Origin of the sequence: Xaviernesmea rhizosphaerae (genome assembly GCF_001938945.1) — a bacterium.
Lineage (GTDB): Bacteria > Pseudomonadota > Alphaproteobacteria > Rhizobiales > Rhizobiaceae > Xaviernesmea > Xaviernesmea rhizosphaerae.
The window spans coordinates 507,422-526,479 of record NZ_MKIO01000021.1; the positions used below are offsets into that span (position 1 = coordinate 507,422).

The window sequence follows — 19,058 nt, forward strand, 5'->3', positions numbered from 1 at the left end:
AGGACGCGACATTCCAATATGGGTCCGTCGCATTTTCAGCCGGTTTGTGGCTGCGCGTTAAGCTTCGGGTTACCCTGTTCCTTTACCTTCTGTTTGGAAGGGAGACCGAAATGAGCTTGCCTGCCGACCGCAGCGCCGCAGATGTCGATATCGACCTGCGGGCGCTGTCCTCCGCGCTGTGGCGCCGCCGCTGGCGCATTCTGGCAACGACCGCCCTCGTCTCCGCGCTGGCCTTCGCCGGCGCCAGCATGATCACGCCCTCTTTCCAGGGCGAAACCCGGCTGTTGATCGAATCGCGAGAGCCGGATTTCTCCGCCCAGCCCGCCGCCAGCGTGAACGGACTTGCCTTCGATGATCCGGCGATCGTGAGCCAGGTACAGGTTCTGCAATCGGTGGACCTGATCAAGCAGGTGGCGCGCGACATGCGGCTCTACCAGCTGAAGGAATTCGATCCGGCGGCCGAGCCGTCCGCCCTGTCCGACCTCTTGGTCATGCTTCGGCTCAAGAAGAACCCGCTGGATACGCCGCCCGAGGAGCGTGTGCTCAAGGCGTTTCAGGAGAAGCTGCAGGTCTATCAGGTGGAAAAGTCGCGCGTGATCGGCGTGCAGTTCACCTCGAAAGACCGCAGGCTCGCGGCAGCGATCCCCAATGAGATGGCGCGGGTTTATCTCTCGCTGCAGAGCGGGGCGAAGCTGGATTCCAACACCGAAGCCAGCCGCTGGCTGGAGCCGGAGATCGCCAATCTGCGGGAGAAGGTGCGCGCGGCCGAGCAGAAGGTTGCCGACTACCGCGCCAAGAGCGACCTGTTGCCGACAGGCGAAAACGGGACACTGGCCACGCGTCAGCTCACCGATCTCTCGGCGGAACTGGCGCGCGTGCGCGCCGAGCGCGCCAACGCCCAATCGCGCGCCGATGGCGTGCGCGCAGCCATCAAGTCCGGGCGTGATGCCTCCACGCTCAACGAGGTGGTGGCCTCGCCGGCCATGCAGCGCCTGAGCGACACCGAATCGCAGCTGCAGCGCCAGATCGCCGACCTTTCGATTACGCTTCTCGATGGTCATCCCCGGCTCAAAGGCTTGAAGGCCCAGCTCCAGGGCGTGCGCGCCCAGATCCGCGAGGAGACCCGGCGCATTCTGCAGGGGCTCGACAATGACGTCGATGTCGCCAGCCTGCGCGAGCAGGATCTGATGCGGCAGATGAACACGCTGAAGGCCAGCTCCGCCAAGGCGGGCGAGGACGAGGTGGATCTGCGCGCGCTGGAGCGCGAGGCCGCCGCCCAGCGCCAGCTTCTCGAAACCTATCTGGCGCGCTATCGCGAGGCGGCCTCGCGCGTCTCCTCCAGCGCCACGCCGGCCGATGCCCGGGTGATTTCCAGCGCGGTCGAACCGGGCGAGCCGATCTTCCCCAAGGTCATTCCCATCACGGTCGTTGCCGGGCTCGGCAGCCTGCTGCTGTCCACGCTGTTCGTGCTCTTGTCGGAGCTGTTCAGCGGGCGGGCACTGCGGCCGAGCAACGGCTTCGGGCCCGGCCGCCCGCGACGCCGCGTGGCGATTCCCCTGGCTTCCGAAGCGCGGATGCCGTCGCGCCAACCCGTGCACCGGCCCGAGCCCGCGGTATTCGGCCGTGACCCGGCGGCGCGCGCGCTGGAAACGGCAGTTCACGTTCCTGATTTTCCAATGCCGACGGAGCCTGCTTCCCTGGAAGCCCGGCTGAGCCCGGAGACGCTGGCCGAAATCGCCGCGCTCGATCTTGCCGATGACGCCGGCGCCAAGGCGCAGACGAGCGCCGCTCCGACGACAGCCGAGCCCGACTCGACACCGGCTGCGCCTGCGATCGAGCCCGCGGCCGGCAGGAATGCCGATCCGCTGTCCGAGCGGCTCGACGATGTCGCGGCACGACTGACTCTGGACGAAATCAAGGTTGCGCTCTGCCTCTCACCCGGCGGCGAGGCCGGATCGGCCACGGCCGTAGCGCTTGCGCGCCATCTGGCCGATCTCGGATGCCGAACGGTTCTGATCGATCTCAGCGGCACGGCGCTGGCCTCGCGCATCATGACACCCGGCGCGCCGGCTGGAATCACCGAGCTTCTCTCGGCCAAGGTCGCCTTTGGCGAGACCATTCATCCCGACCAGCTCTCCGATGCCCATGTCATTCCCCAGGGGAATGCCGATCCGGACATGGCGCTGAAGGGCGCCGAGCGGTTGCCGATGATCATCGACGCCCTGGCCGATGCCTATCAGCTTGTCGTGGTGGATTGCGGCCATGCCCGCATCGACGGGCTGGCGCGGCTGAGCCGGGCCGAGCGCACGCGCATCCTGCTGGCCGTGGCCGAGATGGATGAGGCCGAACTCATCGGCACGCTGGAGGCGCTTGAAAAAGCAGGCCATCACGATGTCGCGCTGCTGGCCAATGTCGAACGCGGCGCGCCGAGCGCGCTTTCGCCACGCCGGCACCAGGCCGGCTGAGCGGGCGCATCGCGCTTTTTCAGGCGAGGCGGGCAGGGCGGCTCAGATGCGGCTCGAATGCTGCTTTCGCTGTCATCGCGATCATCGTTGCGAAGACTGCTGCCCTCAATCCTTCGTCGCGCTGGCACCCATGCGCCGGCGGGCGGCCTGCAGCAGGCCATAAAGCCTCGGATTCTGCTTGATCCGGGTCTTCAGCGCCACCGACAGGCGGTGGTGCGCCATGGCCGCCCGGCCGCGTCGGCTGACGGGCAAGGTCACGTCGAACAGCGCCGTCTCCCTGTTGCACCAGGAGCGCTTGTAGAGCTGGTCGCCGACGCCGAAATCGAACAGCGTAAGACCCTCGCTATGGGCCCGTTCGATGATCAGGTGAAACAGCATCTCGCCCGGGCTCGCCTCCAGCGCAATCGCCTCGTCGATCGCGCTGAACTGGCAGAGAAGGTGGCTCCCCTTTTGCGACAGGCCGGCAACGGCGGCGATCTCGTCCCCTTCCGCCCTGGTGACAATGAGAGCATCGAGCCGCAGCGCTTCCCCCGTCTCCCGAGCCGGAGCGGCGGCGAGCGCATGGAAGAAGGCGCGGATGCCGGGCTCGGCAAAGACATCGGGCAGGTTCTGCCGGGCGAAGCGGGCGGCTTTCTGGGCAAAGAAGATCTCGAGCAGCCGCGCTTTTTCGTGCTGATCCCGCGCGATCAGATGACGATAGCCTCCGAGTGCCTGCAGCTTGCGGTCGGACACGCGGAACTTGCGGCGGCGATTGCCGGCATTGAGCTGGCGCAGCGTCTCGTCAAAGCGTGCGCACAGGCTGAGCTGGTAGGAATCATTCTGATGGCGGGTGGTGGAGAGGGCGGCGAGCGGCTGCGCCTGCCCGCCCCAAAGCGCTGGCACCTTGTCGAGCAGGATCAGATCCGCACGCCCCTTCAGCGCATCCGGCAGCGCTTTCGCGAGCCGCAGACCGAGATCCGGCAGGTGCTGGGTCCAGTCGGCAGCAAAGAGCCCGGTATTGCCATTGCTGTGCGGCGTGCCAATGAAACGGGCGATGCGGAAGAACCGGCCGGACACGATCTCCAGCGGCAGGATGAACAGGAGGCGCCCCTCCAGCCGGCCGCTGACCAGCGCAAGCTCCGGCGAAAAACACGCCACCCAGGCGGCGCACCAGTCGAAGCCCTGATGCAGGGAAACATGATCCCCACCTTCCAGCGCCCGCCACGCGGCTTCCAGATGGTCGAGACGGGTATCGATGCGAAGCTGAAGCTCGGACACGCACGGCCTGCCTTCTGGCTGCTGCCGGAATGGATGTTCGCGTCTGTTTTAGCGGGAAGGGCTTAAGATTGTGGTGGTGGTTTCGGTCGATGATGTTTCGTTAGCTCGTCGTTCCGTGAAATCTATCTCTTGTGAAAGCTTGCCTATTCACGCCTTCGCCTCGCCAAGTGCACTTGTAAACTGCTTGCTGTGCCTGCAACTATGGCTTTATCGAAGCGAAGGTTCTCAGAAGATGTCAGTGAGTTCTGTGTCGAAGGGCAACCGTCTTGAAAACGCGCTCTACAATTATTTCACCAGCCAAAGAGAAAGAGGCGAAGATATCTACGACTTCTGCCGGCCGGACCGCTGCAACATTCGGCATAAGGCCAAATATTATTGCAAGGATAGGGAGGGCGACGTCGAATTCGATATTGTTATCGAGATATATCGACGTGGCGGTAAGAAACCCAGCTGCTATTATGTGTTCGAGTGCAAGAATTACGCTTCGGGTGTATCAGAAGATTGGGTGCGAGAGTTCTCAGACAAACTAACATCAGCATTTGGCCATTCGGCAAAGGGCGTTATCGTTGTTGCGTCACGCTTACAGTCTGGTGCTATGAAGGTTGCTGAAAATCGCAAAATCGGAGTCGCTAAATTTGATGAGGCCGGCATTGAGGTCATCGCTGAGCGCAAAAATTGGATGGTTGAGCACGCTTTCGTCAAGCGGCAACTTTTAGAAGAGAAGCAATGCATTAAGTCTCTAAAATTCTCCGCCTATATCGACGGCAAATTCCTCAGCGGGTTGATAAACCTGCTCGAGACATTGCAGGAAGAGGAAGCTGATCGATCAAATTTTGATAGGCGCGCGACACGCATACCCTTTGTGCCAATTAAAGCGATCCGAAGCAATGTAGAGCAATTGTTGCATAGTGTTGGCTATCGTCAGGGGCACGTTAATCTATTCGAAATCTGCAAAGAAATATCGGTTAGCGTTAATACAATCGAATACAGCGCAATAGATGCAGAGCTTACGCCTGTGCTAGGCGAGGCAAACTTTATTGAGCGAAAGATCTTAATTCGTGCTCACAACCACCCATTTCGGGAGCGTTTTACTCTTGCTCACGAGATAGGTCATTTTCGTTTAGGCCACGGCACCTATCTGTTATCTGACACGGTTATTGAACATGACCTGCTCGTAATGTCGGATTCACCCGGAGACTTTGATTACGCCCGCATGGAAGTTCAAGCTAATTTGTTCGCTTCCGAACTTCTTCTCCCAGAATTTGCCTTTAAGTTGGCTACGTCGGCTGCGCGTAAAATGAAAGGCATACGCGACAGAGGTTTCGGTTACATTTTCGTTGATGATCAACCAGTAAACTACGTTCCGTATAACGAAATTATCTGCTACCTGTCTGAGCTTTTCCTCGCATCGAAGGAAGCTGTCGAAATCAGACTTAAGTCATTAGGCCTTGTAACGGATCAACGAACGTTTGGTGTTGGTGCAGAAGCCAACAGGCATGCCAGCAATTTAATTGAGAATTTTTTCACTTTAGGTCACGTGACGAAGATCAATCAGTAGTCACTTCACAAAAAACGCATTCTATCCTTGAAGTGAATAATCAGACAGGCCAAGCCAAAGGCTGACATCGCCGCCTCTTTCAAACCGCGATCAAAATGGCGACCCCTGCAGGGCTCGAACCTGCGACAACCTGCTTAGAAGGCAGGTGCTCTATCCAGCTGAGCTAAGGGGCCGCGGGCGCCGCCGGCTTGATAGCGGACGGCGCGGAAGGGGTCAGTGCGTCCAGGGCTGGAGGCGGTTGTAGCGGAAATTGTCGCTGTAGGAGACGGCCTTGCGGGTGGCGTCCTTCGGGGCGATGACGCGGTAGTCGATGCCATTGCGCTCGGCATAGGCAACGGCTTGTTCGGCGCTGTCGAAGGTCAGCTTGACCTGCTGGCGGGTGTCGGCCGAGCTGGTATAGCCCATCATCGGGTCGATCGTGCGCGGCACATCCTGATCGAATTCGAGGATCCAGAGATGCGTCTTCGCCTTTCCGCTTTGCATCGCGGTCTTGGCGGGGCGGTAGATCTTGGCGGACATGGACCACAAGCTCCAGGCATGATTGAACGACCGGACAATCCGTCCGGCCCTTGGCGTTTGCGCAATCCATAACGCAAAACCGCCGCAAACGGAACTGCCTCTCGCGCTCAGCCTGTTCTTTTCATGAAGAAATCGTGGCGAGGCCGGATCAGTCGCCAAGCTGCATATGCCCCTCGGCATCGAGCGGGGCGAAGGGATTATAGGCGATTTCCCAGAGATGTCCGTCGGGATCGGCGAAATAGCCGGAATAGCCGCCCCAGAACACCTTTTCCGGCCGCTTGACGGGCCGGGCGCCCTTTTCGAGGGCAAAGGCGTAGGCGGCGTCCACCGCCGCCTCGCTGTCGAGATTATGCGCCAGCGTGACGCCGGAGAAGACGCGCGCCTCCGGCGAGGGATCGGCCAGGTCCGCATCGGCCGCCAGCTGCGCGCGCGAGAACAAGGCCAGCACGATACCCTTCAGCGCGATGAAGGTGATCGAGGGATTGGACGCCCTGGCCCGCTGCCAGCCAAGGGACTCATAGAAGGACGTGGCGCGCGCCACGTCCTCGACGCCCAATGTAATGAGGGAGATGCGGCGGTCGAACATGGGATCGGCTCCTTGGGTGAAGGGTGTTCATCTTATGTTCTATCCGAATTGTACCCGCAAGCGCAAAGATGCCGGTAGTGCTGCGGCTTTCGGGCGGGGAAAGGGAAGGCACCTCGCCGATTCCGCCCGAAGTTTTGTGTGGCAGCATAATACCACATGACTAACCCATTGATTTTGCTTAATGCGAATTCAAGCGCGATTGTCCCGTCTGCTTGACGGGCAGGCTGCCTTTGCCTATAAGCGCGCCTGTCCGGCCGGAACCCTCTTGCGAGGCGCTCACGGCCGTTCGTTTTTCACCCGGTGCATCCGCTCAGGTGAAACCAAGCAACAAGAAACGCCCGGGGTCGCAAGGCCATCCGGGTCTTAAACGAAAGAAGCAAAATCATGTCGACCTTCGTTCAGAAGCCCGCCGAGGTGGAGAAGAAGTGGATCGTCATCGATGCCGAAGGCCTCGTTGTCGGTCGTCTCGCCTCCATCATCGCAAACCGCCTGCGCGGCAAGCATAAGCCGACCTTCACCCCGCATGTCGACGACGGCGACAACGTCATCGTCATCAATGCCGAAAAGGCCGTTCTGACCGGCAAGAAGTACACCGACAAGAAGTACTACTGGCACACCGGCTATCCCGGCGGCATCAAGGAGCGCACCGCGCGCCAGATCATCGAAGGCCGCTTCCCGGAGCGCGTCATCGAGAAGGCTGTCGAGCGCATGGTTCCGCGCGGCCCGCTCGGCCGTCGCCAGATGAAGAATCTGCGCGTCTATGCCGGCACCAACCATCCGCATGAAGCCCAGCAGCCGACCGTCCTCGACGTCGCCAAGCTGAACAGCAAGAACGTAAGGAGCGCCTGATCGTGGCCGACCTCTCCTCTCTGAAAGACCTCGCCGCGACCCAGCAGACCGAAACGTCCGCTCCGGTTCACGTCAAGAAGGTCGACGCCCAGGGCCGCTCCTATGCGACCGGCAAGCGCAAGAACGCCGTCGCCCGCGTCTGGGTCAAGCCGGGCTCCGGCAAGATCACCGTCAACGGCAAGCCCTTCACCGGCTACTTTGCCCGCCCGGTTCTGCAGATGATCCTGCGTCAGCCGATCGTCGCTGCTGCCCGTGACGGCCAGTTCGACATCGACGCCACCGTCGCCGGCGGCGGTCTGTCCGGCCAGGCCGGTGCCGTTCGTCACGGCATCTCCAAGGCGCTCACCTACTTCGAACCCGGCCTGCGCGGCGTTCTGAAGAAGGGCGGCTTCCTGACCCGCGACGCCCGCGTCGTCGAGCGTAAGAAGTACGGCAAGGCCAAGGCCCGCCGTTCGTTCCAGTTCTCCAAGCGTTAATCGCTTCGGGACCGGAAACGGATCCTTCGGAAAAGCGGGGCCTCGGCTCCGCTTTTTTCGTTTGTGGTGTGCCCGCTCCGCGGCCCGTCGATGCCATTGCCGAGGGCCTTTGCGGGCTGTATAGGCTCGCGCTGAAGCCGATGGACCGCCGCGGGCGGGGGCCGCCTTTGGCGGGCCGCATCAACCGCCTGTCACATTGATTCCGTAAACGACGGCAAGCCTCTGACGGAAAAGGACGATACACATGAAACCGAAGATCTTCATCGATGGCGAGCACGGCACCACCGGGCTGCAGATCCGCACCCGCATGGCAGGCCGCGACGATGTCGAGCTTCTCTCCATTCCCGAGGCCGAGCGGCGCAATGCGCAGCTGCGCGAGGAGCTGCTGAACAGCGCCGATATCGCCATTCTCTGCCTGCCGGACGATGCCTCGCGCGAGGCCGTCGCAATGGTCAAGGGCAATGAGACGGTCAGGATCATCGACACCTCGACCGCCCATCGTGTCGCACCCGACTGGGCCTACGGCTTTGCCGAGATGGACAAGGGCCAGGCTGACAAGATCCGCGCCGCGCGCTTCGTCGCCAATCCCGGCTGCTATCCCACCGGCGCCATTGGCCTCTTACGGCCGCTGCGCCAGGCCGGCCTGCTGCCGTACAGCTATCCGGTCAGCGTCAATGCGGTCTCGGGCTATACCGGCGGCGGCAAGCAGATGATCGCGCAGATGGAGGATGCGAACCATCCCGACGCGATCAGCTCGCCGAACTTCCTCTACGGCCTGACGCTGAAGCACAAGCATGTGCCGGAAATGCAGACCCATGGCCTGCTCGCCCGCGCGCCGATCTTCGCGCCCTCCGTCGGCCGTTTCCCGCAGGGCATGATCGTCCAGATCCCGCTCTTCCTGGAGGACCTCGGCACTGGCGCCACGCTGGAAAGCCTGCATGCGGCGCTTACGGCCCATTATGCCGGCCAGTCGATCGTCACCGTCGTGCCGCTGGAAGAGAGCGCCAAGATGGCGCGCGTGGACGCGGTGGAGCTGGCAGGCCAGGACACGATGAAACTCTTCGTCTTCGGCACGCCCGGCGGCGCGCAGGTCAATCTGGTTGCCCTGCTCGACAATCTCGGCAAGGGCGCCTCCGGCGCGGCCGTGCAGAACATGGACCTGATGCTGTCGGCCTGACGGTTTCACGGATCGCCGGTTCGTCCGCCGCGAGAAAAGCCTAATAAAAAGCCCGTCACGCGGTTCCTGCGGACGGGCTTTTTCATTGGGTGGTGGATGAGTCGGGGGTGATGGATGAGGCGGGGGTGACAGGCGAGGCGGGCACGATGCTCATCCCTTTGCCGGGACGGCCCCCGGCAGCGCAAGGCTGCCGAGGAAACCGCGCCAATGCATGACGGCTGCGGCGAGCACCATGAGCGCGCCGGCCTGATGCAGCACGCCGAGCCCGATCGGCACTGCGAACAGAAGCGTCGCAACGCCGATGCTCGCCTGCAGCAGCACCGCCATCGCCAAATGCGTGGCGCCGCGCGCATGGGTCGATCCTGGCGCGAGCGCCTGGCTGGCGATCATATGACCGAAGGTGACAATCAGGAGCAGATAGGCGCCGCAGCGGTGCACGAACTGCACGGTCTTGGGGTTCTCGAACAGGTTGATCCAGGCCGGTTCACGCAGGAACAGGTCGCCGGGAATGAGCGCTCCGTCCATCAGCGGCCAGGTGTTGTAGGACAGGCCGGCATCCAGCCCCGCCACAAGCGCGCCGAGATAGATCTGCACAAGCGCCAGCACGGTAATCAGCGCCGCGACATGCACCGAATAGCGCGTCGGCGGACGGTCGCGGCGGCGTTCCACCTTCAGCGACCGGAAGATCCATACGCAGGCGGCGAAGATCAGGCAGGCGATCGTCAGATGGGTGGCGAGGCGATACTGGCTGACCTCCGTGCGGTTGACGAGACCGGAAGAGACCATCCACCAGCCGACGAAGCCCTGAAAGCCACCCAGCGCCAGAATGCCGAGGAGCGGCGCCTTCAGCCGGGGCTCCACCTTGCGCTTGAGCCAGAAGGCCAGCAGAGGCAGCGCAAAGATCAGGCCGATCGAGCGGGCCAGCAGGCGATGCGCCCATTCCCACCAGAAGATCGTCTTGAATCCGTCCAGATCCATGCCGCTGTTCAGCTGGCTATATTGCGGGATGCGCTTGTAAAGGTCGAATTCCTGCTCCCATTCCGCCTGGCTCAAGGGCGGAACCACGCCATGGATCGGCTTCCACTCGGTGATGGAGAGGCCCGATTCGGTGAGCCGCGTCGCCCCGCCCACCAGCACGAGGGCAAACAGCGTCAGGATGACGACGCCGAGCCAGATGCGCAGCTGCCGTCTGTCGCGCGCCTGCGTCGCCAGGGGGCCGTGATGCCCCGCTGCCACGCCGGCCAGGGTGATATCGCTCATCGCTCTTTCCAATCCTGCCTGCTGTTGTGCCCTGCTTTCGCCGACCACCAGACGCGCCTGCGCGCCAGACGGAGGCGGCATGTCGCGCAACAGGCGGGCTCAACATGGCACGGCCATGGCACGTCAAAGGCGGTTGCACCTCTGTCCACGGCCGGTTTCGATCGCATGCTGCTGATGTGCAACAGCCGGCCAATGAAGACAAGAGGCAGGTCTTTGCGGCATGCGGTCGCGCCCGCCGTGACAAAAGCCGGGCATCGACGCTTGCCCCTCTCGACCTCACGGCGTTTCCCCGTCAGACTGATGGCAAAGAGGGGAGAAGACCGCGTTGCCTGTGCGTCTGCGAAAATTTGTCGGCACGATCCTGATTATCGTCCTGGTCGTGACCTATGCGCTCGTCGCCACCACGGTGGCCTCCGCCATCCTGGGTGCGTCGCCCTGGTGGGTGCATCTGCTCTATTTCTTCTTCTCCGGCCTTTTGTGGATCCTGCCGGCGATGCTGGTGATCAAATGGATGGAGAAACCGGTCTGATGGCGAGCGAAAAGACCTTTGCCGTCATTGCCGACATTCACGGAAACCTGCTGGCGCTCGACGCCGTGCTCGCCGATATAGACCGGCAGGGCATCGACGGCATCATCAATCTCGGCGATCACCTGAGCGGGCCGCTCGACCCTTTCGGCACGGCCGAGCGGCTGATGCAGCGGCCGATGATGGCGATCCGAGGCAATCACGACCGCCACCTTCTGACCATTCCGCCGGACGAGATGGGTCCTTCGGACCGCTTCGCCGCGGCGCGGCTCACGGATGGGCACCGCGCCTGGCTCGCCGGCCTGCCGGCCACGCTCGATCTCGGCGATCTCTTCGCCTGCCATGCACGCCCGCAGAAGGATGACAGCTACCTGCTGGAAGAGGTGCAGGAAGACGGCACGGTCCAGCCGCGCTCGCTGCCCGAGGTGGCAGCGTCGCTGGAGGGCATTACAGCACGGGTGGTCCTCTCGGCCCATTCCCACTGTCCGCGCCTTCTGCGGCTCGATGATAGCCGATTCGTGCTCAATCCCGGCAGCGTCGGCTGCCCCGCCTATCAGGACGACACGCCCTATCCGCACCGGATGGAGACGGGCCATCCGCTGGCAAGCTATGCTGTGATCGACTGGACGGCGGGGCGCGATCTCGATGTCGCGTTCCGCCATGTCGCCTATGACCACCTGGCGGCCAGCGCGCACGCCGCCCGCCATGGCCGGCCGGACTGGGCCGAGGCCTTGCGGACCGGGCGGATCGGCCGCGGGTGAGGCGGGATAATCCCTTCTTTCAAGGGCGTCCACGCCTTCGTCAGCCTGCTGTGGATAACCTGTAACGCAAGGCGCCCTGTCGCCTCACTGTCACGCGGACATGGCAAGGCCCTTCCCCATGGCTGCGTCCCGCGACCTGCGCGCGAGCGCCCCTTTTCTCCATCTGCCGCATCCCGTCGCGCGCTTGCCTCGGCCGGCATGCGACAGGTGCCGCCACTCCAGCCGCCGCGCGCGCGAGGACTTTCACAGCGTCATGCGATTCGCCCAATCCTTTGAGCTCGTTCCGCTTCTCGATACCACGCTCGCTTTTCTCACCGCTTTCGTGCTAGGAACGCTGATCGGCGCGGAGCGCCAGTATCGCCAGCGCACGGCTGGCCTGCGCACCAATGTGCTGGTCGCCGTCGGCGCGGCTGCCTTCGTGGATCTCGGCATGCGCGTGGCGGGCGCGACCGAGGCGGTCAGGGTCATCTCCTATGTCGTCTCCGGCATCGGCTTTCTCGGCGCCGGCGTTATCATGAAGGAGGGGATGAATGTGCGCGGCCTCAACACCGCCGCCACGCTCTGGTGCTCGGCCGCCGTCGGCTGCTGCGCCGGCACGGGGCAGATCGCCGAAGCAGTGCTGCTCACAGCCTTCGTGCTGGCGGGCAACACGCTGCTGCGGCCCCTGGTCAACCGCATCAACCGCATTCCGATCGACGACCGGACCACGGAAGCGACCTATGAGGTGAGCATCATCTCCAGCCGCGAGGCCATGCCGCAGCTGCGCGATCTCCTGGTGGAGCGCCTCGAGGCGGCGAAATATCCCGTCAGCGATGTCACCATCATCGACCGCAGCGACGAGACGGTCGAAATCGTCGCCACGCTCGTCAGCACCGCCGTCCATCCCCACGAGATCGAGGCGGTCATCACCGTGCTCGAACAGCAAGCGACCGTCATCAATGCCAGCTGGGACGGCAGCACCAAGACCTGAACCGCGCAGGGCTGTCAGACCGTTCCCATGCGCCGGGAGCAGCGGAGGGGAGATCGTCCGCAGTCCGATGCTTCTGGCCTCTGTTTCCGAGTCGGATTTTTCCGAAAACCGGTTTCCAGGTTTCGGTCTGACACCTTAGCCTTTCGGGAGAGCCGCATCATCCAGCTCCGCCGCGCGCCGTGCGGCCGGGCGGTTGGCAACACGGGCGGCATAGGCGACAAAGGCCGGCCGCTCTTCCAGCGTCTTGAAGCGCAGCCCCCAGGCGACCTGCGCGCCGACATAGACATCGGCCGCGGTGAAATGCTCGCCGGCGATATAATCATGGGCGGAGACGGCTTTCTCCAGCGTGCTGACCACATCGTCATAGGTGCCGTATCCGACCGAGCGCGCCTTGTCGGCCGGCGGCTCGCACTGGAAGGCGCGGTTCGTCACGGCCGACTCGAGCGGGCCGGCCACGAAGAACAGCCAGCGATAATAGGATGCCCGCTCCACATCCGTGCGCGGCAGCAGCCCGGCTTCGGGAAAGGTCTCGGCGAGATAGGCGCAGATGGCCGCCGTTTCCGTTACCAGCGCACGCCCGTGGCGCAGCGCCGGCACCTTGCCCATGGGATTGAGCGCGAGATAATCCGCCGATTTCATCCGCTCGCCAAAGCCGATGAACTCGACCTGATAGGGGATCTCGGTTTCCTCCAGCATCCAGCGGGCGATGCGCCCGCGCGACATGGGATTGGTGTAGAGCACGAGGTCTTCAGTCATCGCGTTTCCTCCAGGCTTTGGCCGGTAGGCTAGCCGCCGGAGCCGGCCGTGGCAATGCGCAGCCGGGGCCGCCGGAAACGAAAAATGGCGGGGAAGCCCCCGCCATTTCCTGTTCGGATCGAAGGCAAAAGCCTCAGGCAGCCATGGCCTTGCGCAGGTTCTCGTCGATCTTGTCGAGGAAGCCGGTGGTCGAGAGCCAGGGCTGGTCGGGGCCGATCAGCAGCGCCAGGTCCTTGGTCATGAAGCCGGCTTCGACGGTTTCGACGCAGACGCGCTCGAGCGTTTCAGAGAACTTGGCGAGTTCCGTATTGTTGTCCAGCTTGGCGCGGTGGGCGAGGCCACGGGTCCAGGCGAAGATCGAGGCGATCGAGTTGGTCGAGGTTTCCTCGCCCTTCTGATGCTGGCGGTAGTGGCGGGTCACGGTGCCGTGGGCGGCTTCGGCTTCCACGGTCTGGCCATCCGGGGTCATCAGAACCGAGGTCATCAGGCCAAGCGAGCCGAAGCCCTGGGCCACGATGTCGGACTGCACGTCGCCGTCATAGTTCTTGCAGGCCCAGACATAGCCGCCGGACCACTTGAGCGCCGAGGCGACCATGTCGTCGATCAGGCGATGCTCGTACCAGAGCTTGGCTTCCTTGAACTTCTCGGCGAATTCCTTCTCGTAGACTTCCTGGAAGATGTCCTTGAAGCGGCCGTCATAGGCCTTGAGAATGGTGTTCTTCGTGGAGAGGTAAACCGGAACGTTGCGCTGCAGGCCGTAATTCAGCGAGGCGCGGGCGAATTCGGTGATCGATTCGTCCAGGTTGTACATGGCCATGGCCACGCCGGCGCCCGGCGCGTCATAGACATCGTGCTCGATCGTCTGGCCGTCGTCGCCGACGAACTTGATCGACAGCTTGCCCTTGCCAGGGAACTTGAAGTCGGTGGCGCGATACTGGTCGCCGAAGGCATGGCGGCCGACGATGATCGGCTTGGTCCAGCCTGGAACGAGGCGCGGCACGTTTTCGCAGATGATCGGCTCGCGGAAGATCACGCCGCCCAGAATGTTGCGGATCGTGCCGTTGGGCGACTTCCACATCTTCTTGAGGTTGAATTCCTTCACGCGGGCTTCGTCGGGCGTGATGGTGGCGCACTTGACGCCGACGCCGTGCTTCTTGATGGCGTTGGCGGCGTCGATCGTCACCTGATCGTCGGTGGCGTCGCGGTGTTCCATGCCGAGATCGTAATATTCGAGATCGATATCGAGATAAGGATGGATCAGCTTGTCCTTGATGAACTGCCAGATGATGCGGGTCATCTCATCGCCGTCGAGCTCGACGACCGGATTTTCCACCTTGATCTTGATCATGAAAGTGCCTCTGTGCTTGGAAGTGGGGTAGGCCCCGTGGGTGAAAGCGTGAGTGTCTGCGCTATAGCATTGCCAGACGACAAGGCAAAGCGCGTTCGCCCTTCCATTTTCCGACATGATTGCCAGGCAAGAGCATCATCGTGGCGTGGCCGGTCCGGCATCCATGGGGAGGGCAGGGCATCATGGTCGCCAGGGGCTCAAGAGGCGTGAGAATGACAGGGGACAGAACGATGCGCAGGAGCGGCGGGAACCGGCCGGACATTCGGCGGCCGATGATGATGGCGGCCGTCTCGGCGATGATGCTGATGCAACCGGCCCTTTCGCCGGCACGGGCCGCAGACATGACCGCGCCGGTGCGCGAAATCATGACGGAGGCCGAGCGGGGCTGGTCGGAGACGCCGAGCGGCGAGCCGCGCGACTATTTCGACGCGGAGCGGCTGAAGCGGATCTACAGTGCCGATTTCAACCGCGCCTATGCGGCGGCGGCGAAATTTCCGGCCTATGAGGATGGCGGCTCGCCCTTCGACTATGACGTGATCGTCAGCGGCCAGGACAGCTGCACGCTGAAGGATATCCACATCGAGGAAAAGCCCGCGGCCGGCGGCGCAACGCCGGTCGAGGTGAGCTTCGACAACAAGCATTGCCTGGCGGAGGAGGGCGCGCCGCCGCCAGACCAGAGCCATCTGACCTTCCGCATGATCGAGGAGAACGGCCATGTCGTCATCGATGACATCATCCGCCCCGATGCCGCCGGCTCGCTGAAGGGCGAACTGGACGAGATGGCCAAGCTGGCGGCGGACGAGGCCGGCAAGGACGGCAAGGACGGCAAGGACGGCAAGGACGGCAACTGAACTCCGGATTCTCCGCGCCGACGGCCGTTTTACCCTGCTGAGGGGAAAAAACTGCTACGCGCTTGCCGCCCGGATGCGGTAGAGGAGCGGTCTTTCCCGGCCTGGTCGCGCGCTTGCGCGCCCGGCCGGGGCGAACCGCAACAGGATCAGGACGACATGGCAGGAACGAACAGCGAGAAACCGCTTCTGGCCGAGGGGCCGGCGATCATTCTCGTCCACCCGCAGCTCGGCGAGAATATCGGCATGGTGGCGCGTGCCATGGCCAATTTCGGCCTGGCGGAGCTGCGGCTCGTTTCCCCGCGCGATGGCTGGCCGAGCGAAAAGGCGCGGGCCGCGGCCAGCCGTGCCGATCACGTGATCGACGGCGTGAAGGTGTTCGAGACGACGCGCGAGGCAGTGGCCGATCTCGAATTCGTCTATGCGACCACCGCGCGCGACCGCGATGGCTTCAAGGAGGTGCGCGCGCCGGGCGTGGCCGCCGAGACGCTGCGCGCCCGCTTTCGCGCTGGCCAGCCGGTCGGCATCCTGTTCGGCCGCGAGCGCACGGGGCTCACCAATGACGAGATCGCGCTCGCCGACGAGATCGTCACCTTCCCGGTCAATCCCGCCTTCGCCTCGCTCAACCTGGCGCAGGCCGTCCTGCTCATGTCCTATGAGTGGATGAAATCGGGGCTGGAATCGCTTGAATCCGTTCCCTTCCAGGCGCCCGAACAGCCCCCGGCCACCAAGACCCATCTGCATGGCCTGTTCGACCATATCGAGGAGGCGCTGGACGCGCGCGGTTACTTCCGTCCGCCGGAGAAGAAGCCAAAGCTGGTGGAAAACCTGCGCGCGGTGCTGACCCGCCCGGGCTTCAGCCTGACCGAGATCCAGGTGATCCGCGGCGTGATCTCCTCGCTCGACCGCTTCACCCGCGAAGCGCCGCGCGGCTCGTCCCGTGCGGCCGGTCTCGTCTCGCGCAAGGCGGTGCGGGCCGAGGCGCACGAGGCGGCTTCCGGTGCCGAGGATGCGGATGGCTGAGGGGTCGCTTGCCCCGACCAGCGCTTCGCCCGTGCTCCTGTTCGACAGCGGCATTGGCGGCTTGACCGTGCTGCGCGAAGCGCGGGTGCTGATGCCGGAACGCTCCTTCCTCTATGTGGCCGACGATGCCGGCTTTCCCTATGGCGACTGGCCGGAGGAGGCGCTGAACGCGCGGCTGGTCACGCTGTTCGGGCAGTTGATCGAGACTTACCGGCCCGAGATCTGCGTGGTGGCCTGCAATACGGCCTTCACGCTGGCCGGGGCCGCGCTGCGCGCCGCCTATCCGGCCATGCGCTTCGTCGGGACGGTGCCGGCGATCAAGCCGGCGGCCGAGCGCACCCGCTCCGGCCTGGTCTCCGTGCTGGCAACGCCCGGCACGGTGCGGCGCGCCTATACCCGCGATCTCATCCAGTCCTTCGCCAGCCGCTGCACGGTCAATCTTGTCGGCTCGGCCCATCTCGCGCGCATGGCCGAGCGCGCCATTCGCGGCGAGCCGCTGGACGAGGCGGCGGTGCTGGCGGAAATCGCGCCGTGCTTCGTGGAGACGGAGGGCGCGCGCACCGATATCGTCGTGCTGGCCTGCACCCACTATCCCTTCCTCGCCAATCTCTTCCGTCGGCTGGCGCCCTGGCCGGTCGACTGGCTGGACCCCGCCGAGGCCATTGCCCGGCAGGCGCGGCGGCTGGTGCCGCTGACGGAGGAGGGCTGGAACGACGAGAACGAGGACCGGGCAGTCTTTACCTCGGGCGATCCGGATTTCGCCACTCGCCGCCTTCTGCATGGGTTCGGCTTGCGGCTCGCCCCGCCGCCACCCTTTGCCTGATGTTAAGCGTTCCTCCGCCGGATCTACGCCCTTTTTCCTAAATCTCTTTTTGAGTTTTCCTCGCTATCTATAATCAGGAAAAGCGTTTTCCGATTTTGTCGTGAGATCAATAGAAATCGGCGACATCCAGGGAGAAGCCTGTGGGTTAAGCACCCCCGATGCTCGGCAGGCGGGGGTCGCCATGCTAGACTTGATCTTTGCCCGGGGTACGCGATGTCCTCCCGGTCAGCATCTGCCCCGCATGAAACGAGGATCCCCATGAACGTCGGCATCGATATGGGCACCGGCCCCGAAGGCGCGCCGGTTCCCATGGATATCGAGGAACTCCTGGCCACCCGTCTCCTGGTTCAGGGAAATTCCGGCTCCGGCAAGTCCTATCTCCTGCGCCGCCTGCTGGAGCAGTCCGCACCCTGGGTCCAGCAATGCGTGATTGACCCCGAGGGCGATTTCGTCACGCTGGCGGACCGGTATGGCCATGTCGTCATCGAGGGCGAGCGTACGGATGGCGAGCTGGTGGGCATCGCCACGCGCATTCGCCAGCACCGTGTTTCCTGCGTGCTCTCGCTCGAGGGGTTGGATATCGAGCAGCAGATGCGCACCGCCGGCATCTTCCTGAACGCCCTGTTCGATGCCGACCGCGACTATTGGTATTCGATGCTGGTGGTGGTGGACGAGGCACAGCTGTTCGCGCCTTCGGTGAGCGGCGACGTATCGGAAGAGGCGCGCAAGCTCTCGCTGGGCGCCATGACCAATCTGATGTGCCGCGGCCGCAAGCGCGGCCTCGCCGGCGTCATCGCCACGCAGCGCCTGGCCAAGCTCGCCAAGAATGTCGCCGCCGAAGCCTCGAACTTCCTGATGGGGCGCACCTTCCTCGACATCGACATGGCGCGCGCGGCCGATCTGCTGGGCATGGACCGGCGTACGGCGGAGATGTTCCGCGACCTGAAGCGCGGCACTTTCGTGGCGCTCGGTCCGGCAGTGTCGCGCCGTCCGCTGAAAGTGTCGATCGGCCCGGTCGAAACCTCCGCCCGCTCCACCAGCCCGAAACTGACGCCCCTGCCGGAAGTGGGCGGCAATGTCGAGGATCTGATCTTCACGCCGGATGCCGATGAACTGACCCGGCCGCTGCCGCGCCGCCCGGTTGCCAGCGCGCGTCCCACCACGGAGATCCTCGCCGAGCTGTCGAAGCCGCGCCCGGAACTGACGCCGGCGCCCGCGCCGCAAAGCGCCAACCCGCGCCCAGCCCAGCCGGACATGACGCCGGAAGAGCGCGAATCGCTGATGGATCAGATTCTGGAAGAGATCCTCGACAATCCGAATGCAGCCTACCGCCCCGATGGCGAGCTGTTTCAGGACTTTCTCGTGCGCTGCCGCATTCGCCGCGTGCCCGGCGCAGCCCTGTCGCTTTCCGCCTTCCGCCGCAAGATGGCGATCGCCCGTTCGGGCGTCGATGCGCAGACGGCGGACAGCGAGGGATGGCGCACCGCGCTCGATCTCTCAAGGCAGGTGACGGAGGATCTGCAGGGCGTGTTCCTGCTGGTGGCCCAGGCGGCGCTGCGTGCGCTGCCATGCCCCTCGGATGCGATGATCGCGCGCGCCTATGGCACCCATTCCGCCCGCCGCGCCCGCCGCCTGCTCGGCTACTTCGAGGAGCAGGGGCTGGTGGTGCTGCACAGCGACCCGTTCGGGCGCCGCATCGTCGCCTTCCCCGACCTGCAGGCCGAGACCGCGCCCGGTGCCGCCGACGCGCCGCCGGAGGAAACGCGCGCCGCTGCGGAGTAAGATGGCACACGGAAGGTGCGTTATGCCGTGCCTTTGCATATACGCCGGATCAACGGCTTCGTCATGATCGGGGT

The 19,058-nt window shown here is 63.8% G+C and carries 18 protein-coding genes and 1 tRNA gene; 12 read left to right on the plus strand and 7 right to left on the minus strand.

The features are described 5' to 3' along the window. Window positions 1-110: 110 nt before the first annotated feature. Window positions 111-2,465: an exopolysaccharide transport family protein gene (locus BJF92_RS06240; RefSeq protein ID WP_075633875.1), complete on the plus strand. Its 2,355-nt coding sequence runs from the start codon at window positions 111-113 to the stop codon at window positions 2,463-2,465. A gap of 105 nt (window positions 2,466-2,570) precedes the next feature. Here the strand turns inward: BJF92_RS06240 and BJF92_RS06245 are convergent, their stop codons facing one another. Beyond that, window positions 2,571-3,722: a GNAT family N-acetyltransferase gene (locus BJF92_RS06245; protein ID WP_075633876.1), complete on the minus strand. Its 1,152-nt coding sequence runs from the start codon at window positions 3,720-3,722 to the stop codon at window positions 2,571-2,573. 70 nt (window positions 3,723-3,792) lie between these two features. Between BJF92_RS06245 and BJF92_RS06250 the strand changes: the two genes are divergently transcribed. Further along, a complete protein-coding gene (locus tag BJF92_RS06250; protein WP_143523930.1) occupies window positions 3,793-5,280 on the plus strand; it encodes an ImmA/IrrE family metallo-endopeptidase in 1,488 nt (495 codons plus the stop codon). Window positions 5,281-5,376: 96 nt separating this feature from the next. On the opposite strand, the gene BJF92_RS06255 is transcribed toward BJF92_RS06250, so the two are convergent. The 3 genes from BJF92_RS06255 to BJF92_RS06265 all read right to left on the minus strand — a co-directional run bounded on the left by BJF92_RS06255 (window position 5,377) and on the right by BJF92_RS06265 (window position 6,385). Further along, window positions 5,377-5,453, minus strand: a tRNA-Arg gene (locus BJF92_RS06255). A gap of 40 nt (window positions 5,454-5,493) precedes the next feature. Continuing rightward, on the minus strand, window positions 5,494-5,799 hold the full coding sequence (locus BJF92_RS06260; RefSeq protein WP_075633878.1) for an ETC complex I subunit: 306 nt from the start codon (window positions 5,797-5,799) through the stop codon (window positions 5,494-5,496). 148 nt (window positions 5,800-5,947) lie between these two features. Further along, window positions 5,948-6,385, minus strand: a complete 438-nt coding sequence (locus BJF92_RS06265; protein WP_075633879.1) for a VOC family protein — start codon at window positions 6,383-6,385, stop codon at window positions 5,948-5,950. Window positions 6,386-6,769: 384 nt separating this feature from the next. Here BJF92_RS06265 and rplM point away from each other — a divergent pair, with 384 nt between their 5' ends. From rplM to argC, 3 genes are all read left to right on the plus strand, one after another. After that, window positions 6,770-7,234, plus strand: a complete 465-nt coding sequence (gene rplM / locus BJF92_RS06270) for a 50S ribosomal protein L13 (RefSeq protein ID WP_075633880.1) — start codon at window positions 6,770-6,772, stop codon at window positions 7,232-7,234. Window positions 7,235-7,236: 2 nt separating this feature from the next. Continuing rightward, window positions 7,237-7,710, plus strand: coding sequence for a 30S ribosomal protein S9 (gene rpsI / locus BJF92_RS06275; RefSeq protein ID WP_075633881.1), 474 nt, complete (start codon window positions 7,237-7,239; stop codon window positions 7,708-7,710). 244 nt (window positions 7,711-7,954) lie between these two features. Then, window positions 7,955-8,887: an N-acetyl-gamma-glutamyl-phosphate reductase gene (gene argC / locus BJF92_RS06280; protein ID WP_075633882.1), complete on the plus strand. Its 933-nt coding sequence runs from the start codon at window positions 7,955-7,957 to the stop codon at window positions 8,885-8,887. Window positions 8,888-9,037: 150 nt separating this feature from the next. On the opposite strand, the gene BJF92_RS06285 is transcribed toward argC, so the two are convergent. Further along, window positions 9,038-10,147 carry a COX15/CtaA family protein gene (locus BJF92_RS06285; RefSeq protein WP_078057866.1) on the minus strand — a complete coding sequence of 370 codons (1,110 nt, stop codon included), beginning with the start codon at window positions 10,145-10,147 and terminating at the stop codon, window positions 9,038-9,040. Between the two features lie 325 nt (window positions 10,148-10,472). On the opposite strand from BJF92_RS06285, the gene BJF92_RS06290 reads away from it, so the two are divergent. The 3 genes from BJF92_RS06290 (at window position 10,473) to BJF92_RS06300 (ending at window position 12,404) form a co-directional block, all read left to right on the plus strand. Beyond that, on the plus strand, window positions 10,473-10,676 hold the full coding sequence (locus BJF92_RS06290) for a DUF2842 domain-containing protein (protein WP_075633883.1): 204 nt from the start codon (window positions 10,473-10,475) through the stop codon (window positions 10,674-10,676). Further along, entirely contained in the window at window positions 10,676-11,434 is a 759-nt protein-coding gene (locus tag BJF92_RS06295; RefSeq protein ID WP_075633884.1) for a metallophosphoesterase family protein, read from the plus strand. Before BJF92_RS06290 ends, BJF92_RS06295 begins: the two co-directional genes overlap by 1 nt. A 253-nt stretch (window positions 11,435-11,687) precedes the next feature. After that, a complete protein-coding gene (locus BJF92_RS06300; protein ID WP_075633885.1) occupies window positions 11,688-12,404 on the plus strand; it encodes an MgtC/SapB family protein in 717 nt (238 codons plus the stop codon). 135 nt (window positions 12,405-12,539) lie between these two features. On the opposite strand, the gene BJF92_RS06305 is transcribed toward BJF92_RS06300, so the two are convergent. Both BJF92_RS06305 and BJF92_RS06310 read right to left on the minus strand, forming a co-directional pair. Further along, the gene (locus BJF92_RS06305; protein WP_075633886.1) at window positions 12,540-13,160 is read right to left on the minus strand and encodes a glutathione S-transferase family protein; all 621 of its coding nucleotides are present in this window, start codon (window positions 13,158-13,160) and stop codon (window positions 12,540-12,542) included. Between the two features lie 133 nt (window positions 13,161-13,293). Then, entirely contained in the window at window positions 13,294-14,508 is a 1,215-nt protein-coding gene (locus tag BJF92_RS06310; RefSeq protein ID WP_075633887.1) for an NADP-dependent isocitrate dehydrogenase, read from the minus strand. A 212-nt stretch (window positions 14,509-14,720) separates the two neighbouring features. Between BJF92_RS06310 and BJF92_RS06315 the strand changes: the two genes are divergently transcribed. From BJF92_RS06315 to BJF92_RS06330, 4 genes are all read left to right on the plus strand, one after another. Continuing rightward, a complete protein-coding gene (locus BJF92_RS06315; RefSeq protein ID WP_143523931.1) occupies window positions 14,721-15,359 on the plus strand; it encodes a hypothetical protein in 639 nt (212 codons plus the stop codon). Between the two features lie 156 nt (window positions 15,360-15,515). Further along, window positions 15,516-16,379 carry an RNA methyltransferase gene (locus tag BJF92_RS06320; protein WP_075633889.1) on the plus strand — a complete coding sequence of 288 codons (864 nt, stop codon included), beginning with the start codon at window positions 15,516-15,518 and terminating at the stop codon, window positions 16,377-16,379. After that, window positions 16,372-17,202: a glutamate racemase gene (murI, locus tag BJF92_RS06325; protein WP_143523932.1), complete on the plus strand. Its 831-nt coding sequence runs from the start codon at window positions 16,372-16,374 to the stop codon at window positions 17,200-17,202. Before BJF92_RS06320 ends, murI begins: the two co-directional genes overlap by 8 nt. A gap of 258 nt (window positions 17,203-17,460) precedes the next feature. Continuing rightward, window positions 17,461-18,984: an ATP-binding protein gene (locus BJF92_RS06330; protein WP_075633891.1), complete on the plus strand. Its 1,524-nt coding sequence runs from the start codon at window positions 17,461-17,463 to the stop codon at window positions 18,982-18,984. Window positions 18,985-19,058: the final 74 nt, after the last annotated feature.

What these genes read in the sequence shown, in the direction of transcription:
- BJF92_RS06240 (WP_075633875.1), top strand. Translation starts at nt 111, where the DNA reads ATGAGCTTGCCTGCCGACCGCAGCGCCGCAGATGTCGATATCGACCTG.
- BJF92_RS06260 (WP_075633878.1), bottom strand. Translation starts at nt 5,799, where the DNA reads ATGTCCGCCAAGATCTACCGCCCCGCCAAGACCGCGATGCAAAGCGGA.
- BJF92_RS06265 (WP_075633879.1), bottom strand. Translation starts at nt 6,385, where the DNA reads ATGTTCGACCGCCGCATCTCCCTCATTACATTGGGCGTCGAGGACGTG.
- rplM (WP_075633880.1), top strand. Translation starts at nt 6,770, where the DNA reads ATGTCGACCTTCGTTCAGAAGCCCGCCGAGGTGGAGAAGAAGTGGATC.
- argC (WP_075633882.1), top strand. Translation starts at nt 7,955, where the DNA reads ATGAAACCGAAGATCTTCATCGATGGCGAGCACGGCACCACCGGGCTG.
- BJF92_RS06285 (WP_078057866.1), bottom strand. Translation starts at nt 10,147, where the DNA reads ATGAGCGATATCACCCTGGCCGGCGTGGCAGCGGGGCATCACGGCCCC.
- BJF92_RS06295 (WP_075633884.1), top strand. Translation starts at nt 10,676, where the DNA reads ATGGCGAGCGAAAAGACCTTTGCCGTCATTGCCGACATTCACGGAAAC.
- BJF92_RS06300 (WP_075633885.1), top strand. Translation starts at nt 11,688, where the DNA reads ATGCGATTCGCCCAATCCTTTGAGCTCGTTCCGCTTCTCGATACCACG.
- BJF92_RS06305 (WP_075633886.1), bottom strand. Translation starts at nt 13,160, where the DNA reads ATGACTGAAGACCTCGTGCTCTACACCAATCCCATGTCGCGCGGGCGC.
- BJF92_RS06310 (WP_075633887.1), bottom strand. Translation starts at nt 14,508, where the DNA reads ATGATCAAGATCAAGGTGGAAAATCCGGTCGTCGAGCTCGACGGCGAT.
- BJF92_RS06315 (WP_143523931.1), top strand. Translation starts at nt 14,721, where the DNA reads ATGACAGGGGACAGAACGATGCGCAGGAGCGGCGGGAACCGGCCGGAC.
- BJF92_RS06320 (WP_075633889.1), top strand. Translation starts at nt 15,516, where the DNA reads ATGGCAGGAACGAACAGCGAGAAACCGCTTCTGGCCGAGGGGCCGGCG.
- murI (WP_143523932.1), top strand. Translation starts at nt 16,372, where the DNA reads ATGGCTGAGGGGTCGCTTGCCCCGACCAGCGCTTCGCCCGTGCTCCTG.
- BJF92_RS06330 (WP_075633891.1), top strand. Translation starts at nt 17,461, where the DNA reads ATGAACGTCGGCATCGATATGGGCACCGGCCCCGAAGGCGCGCCGGTT.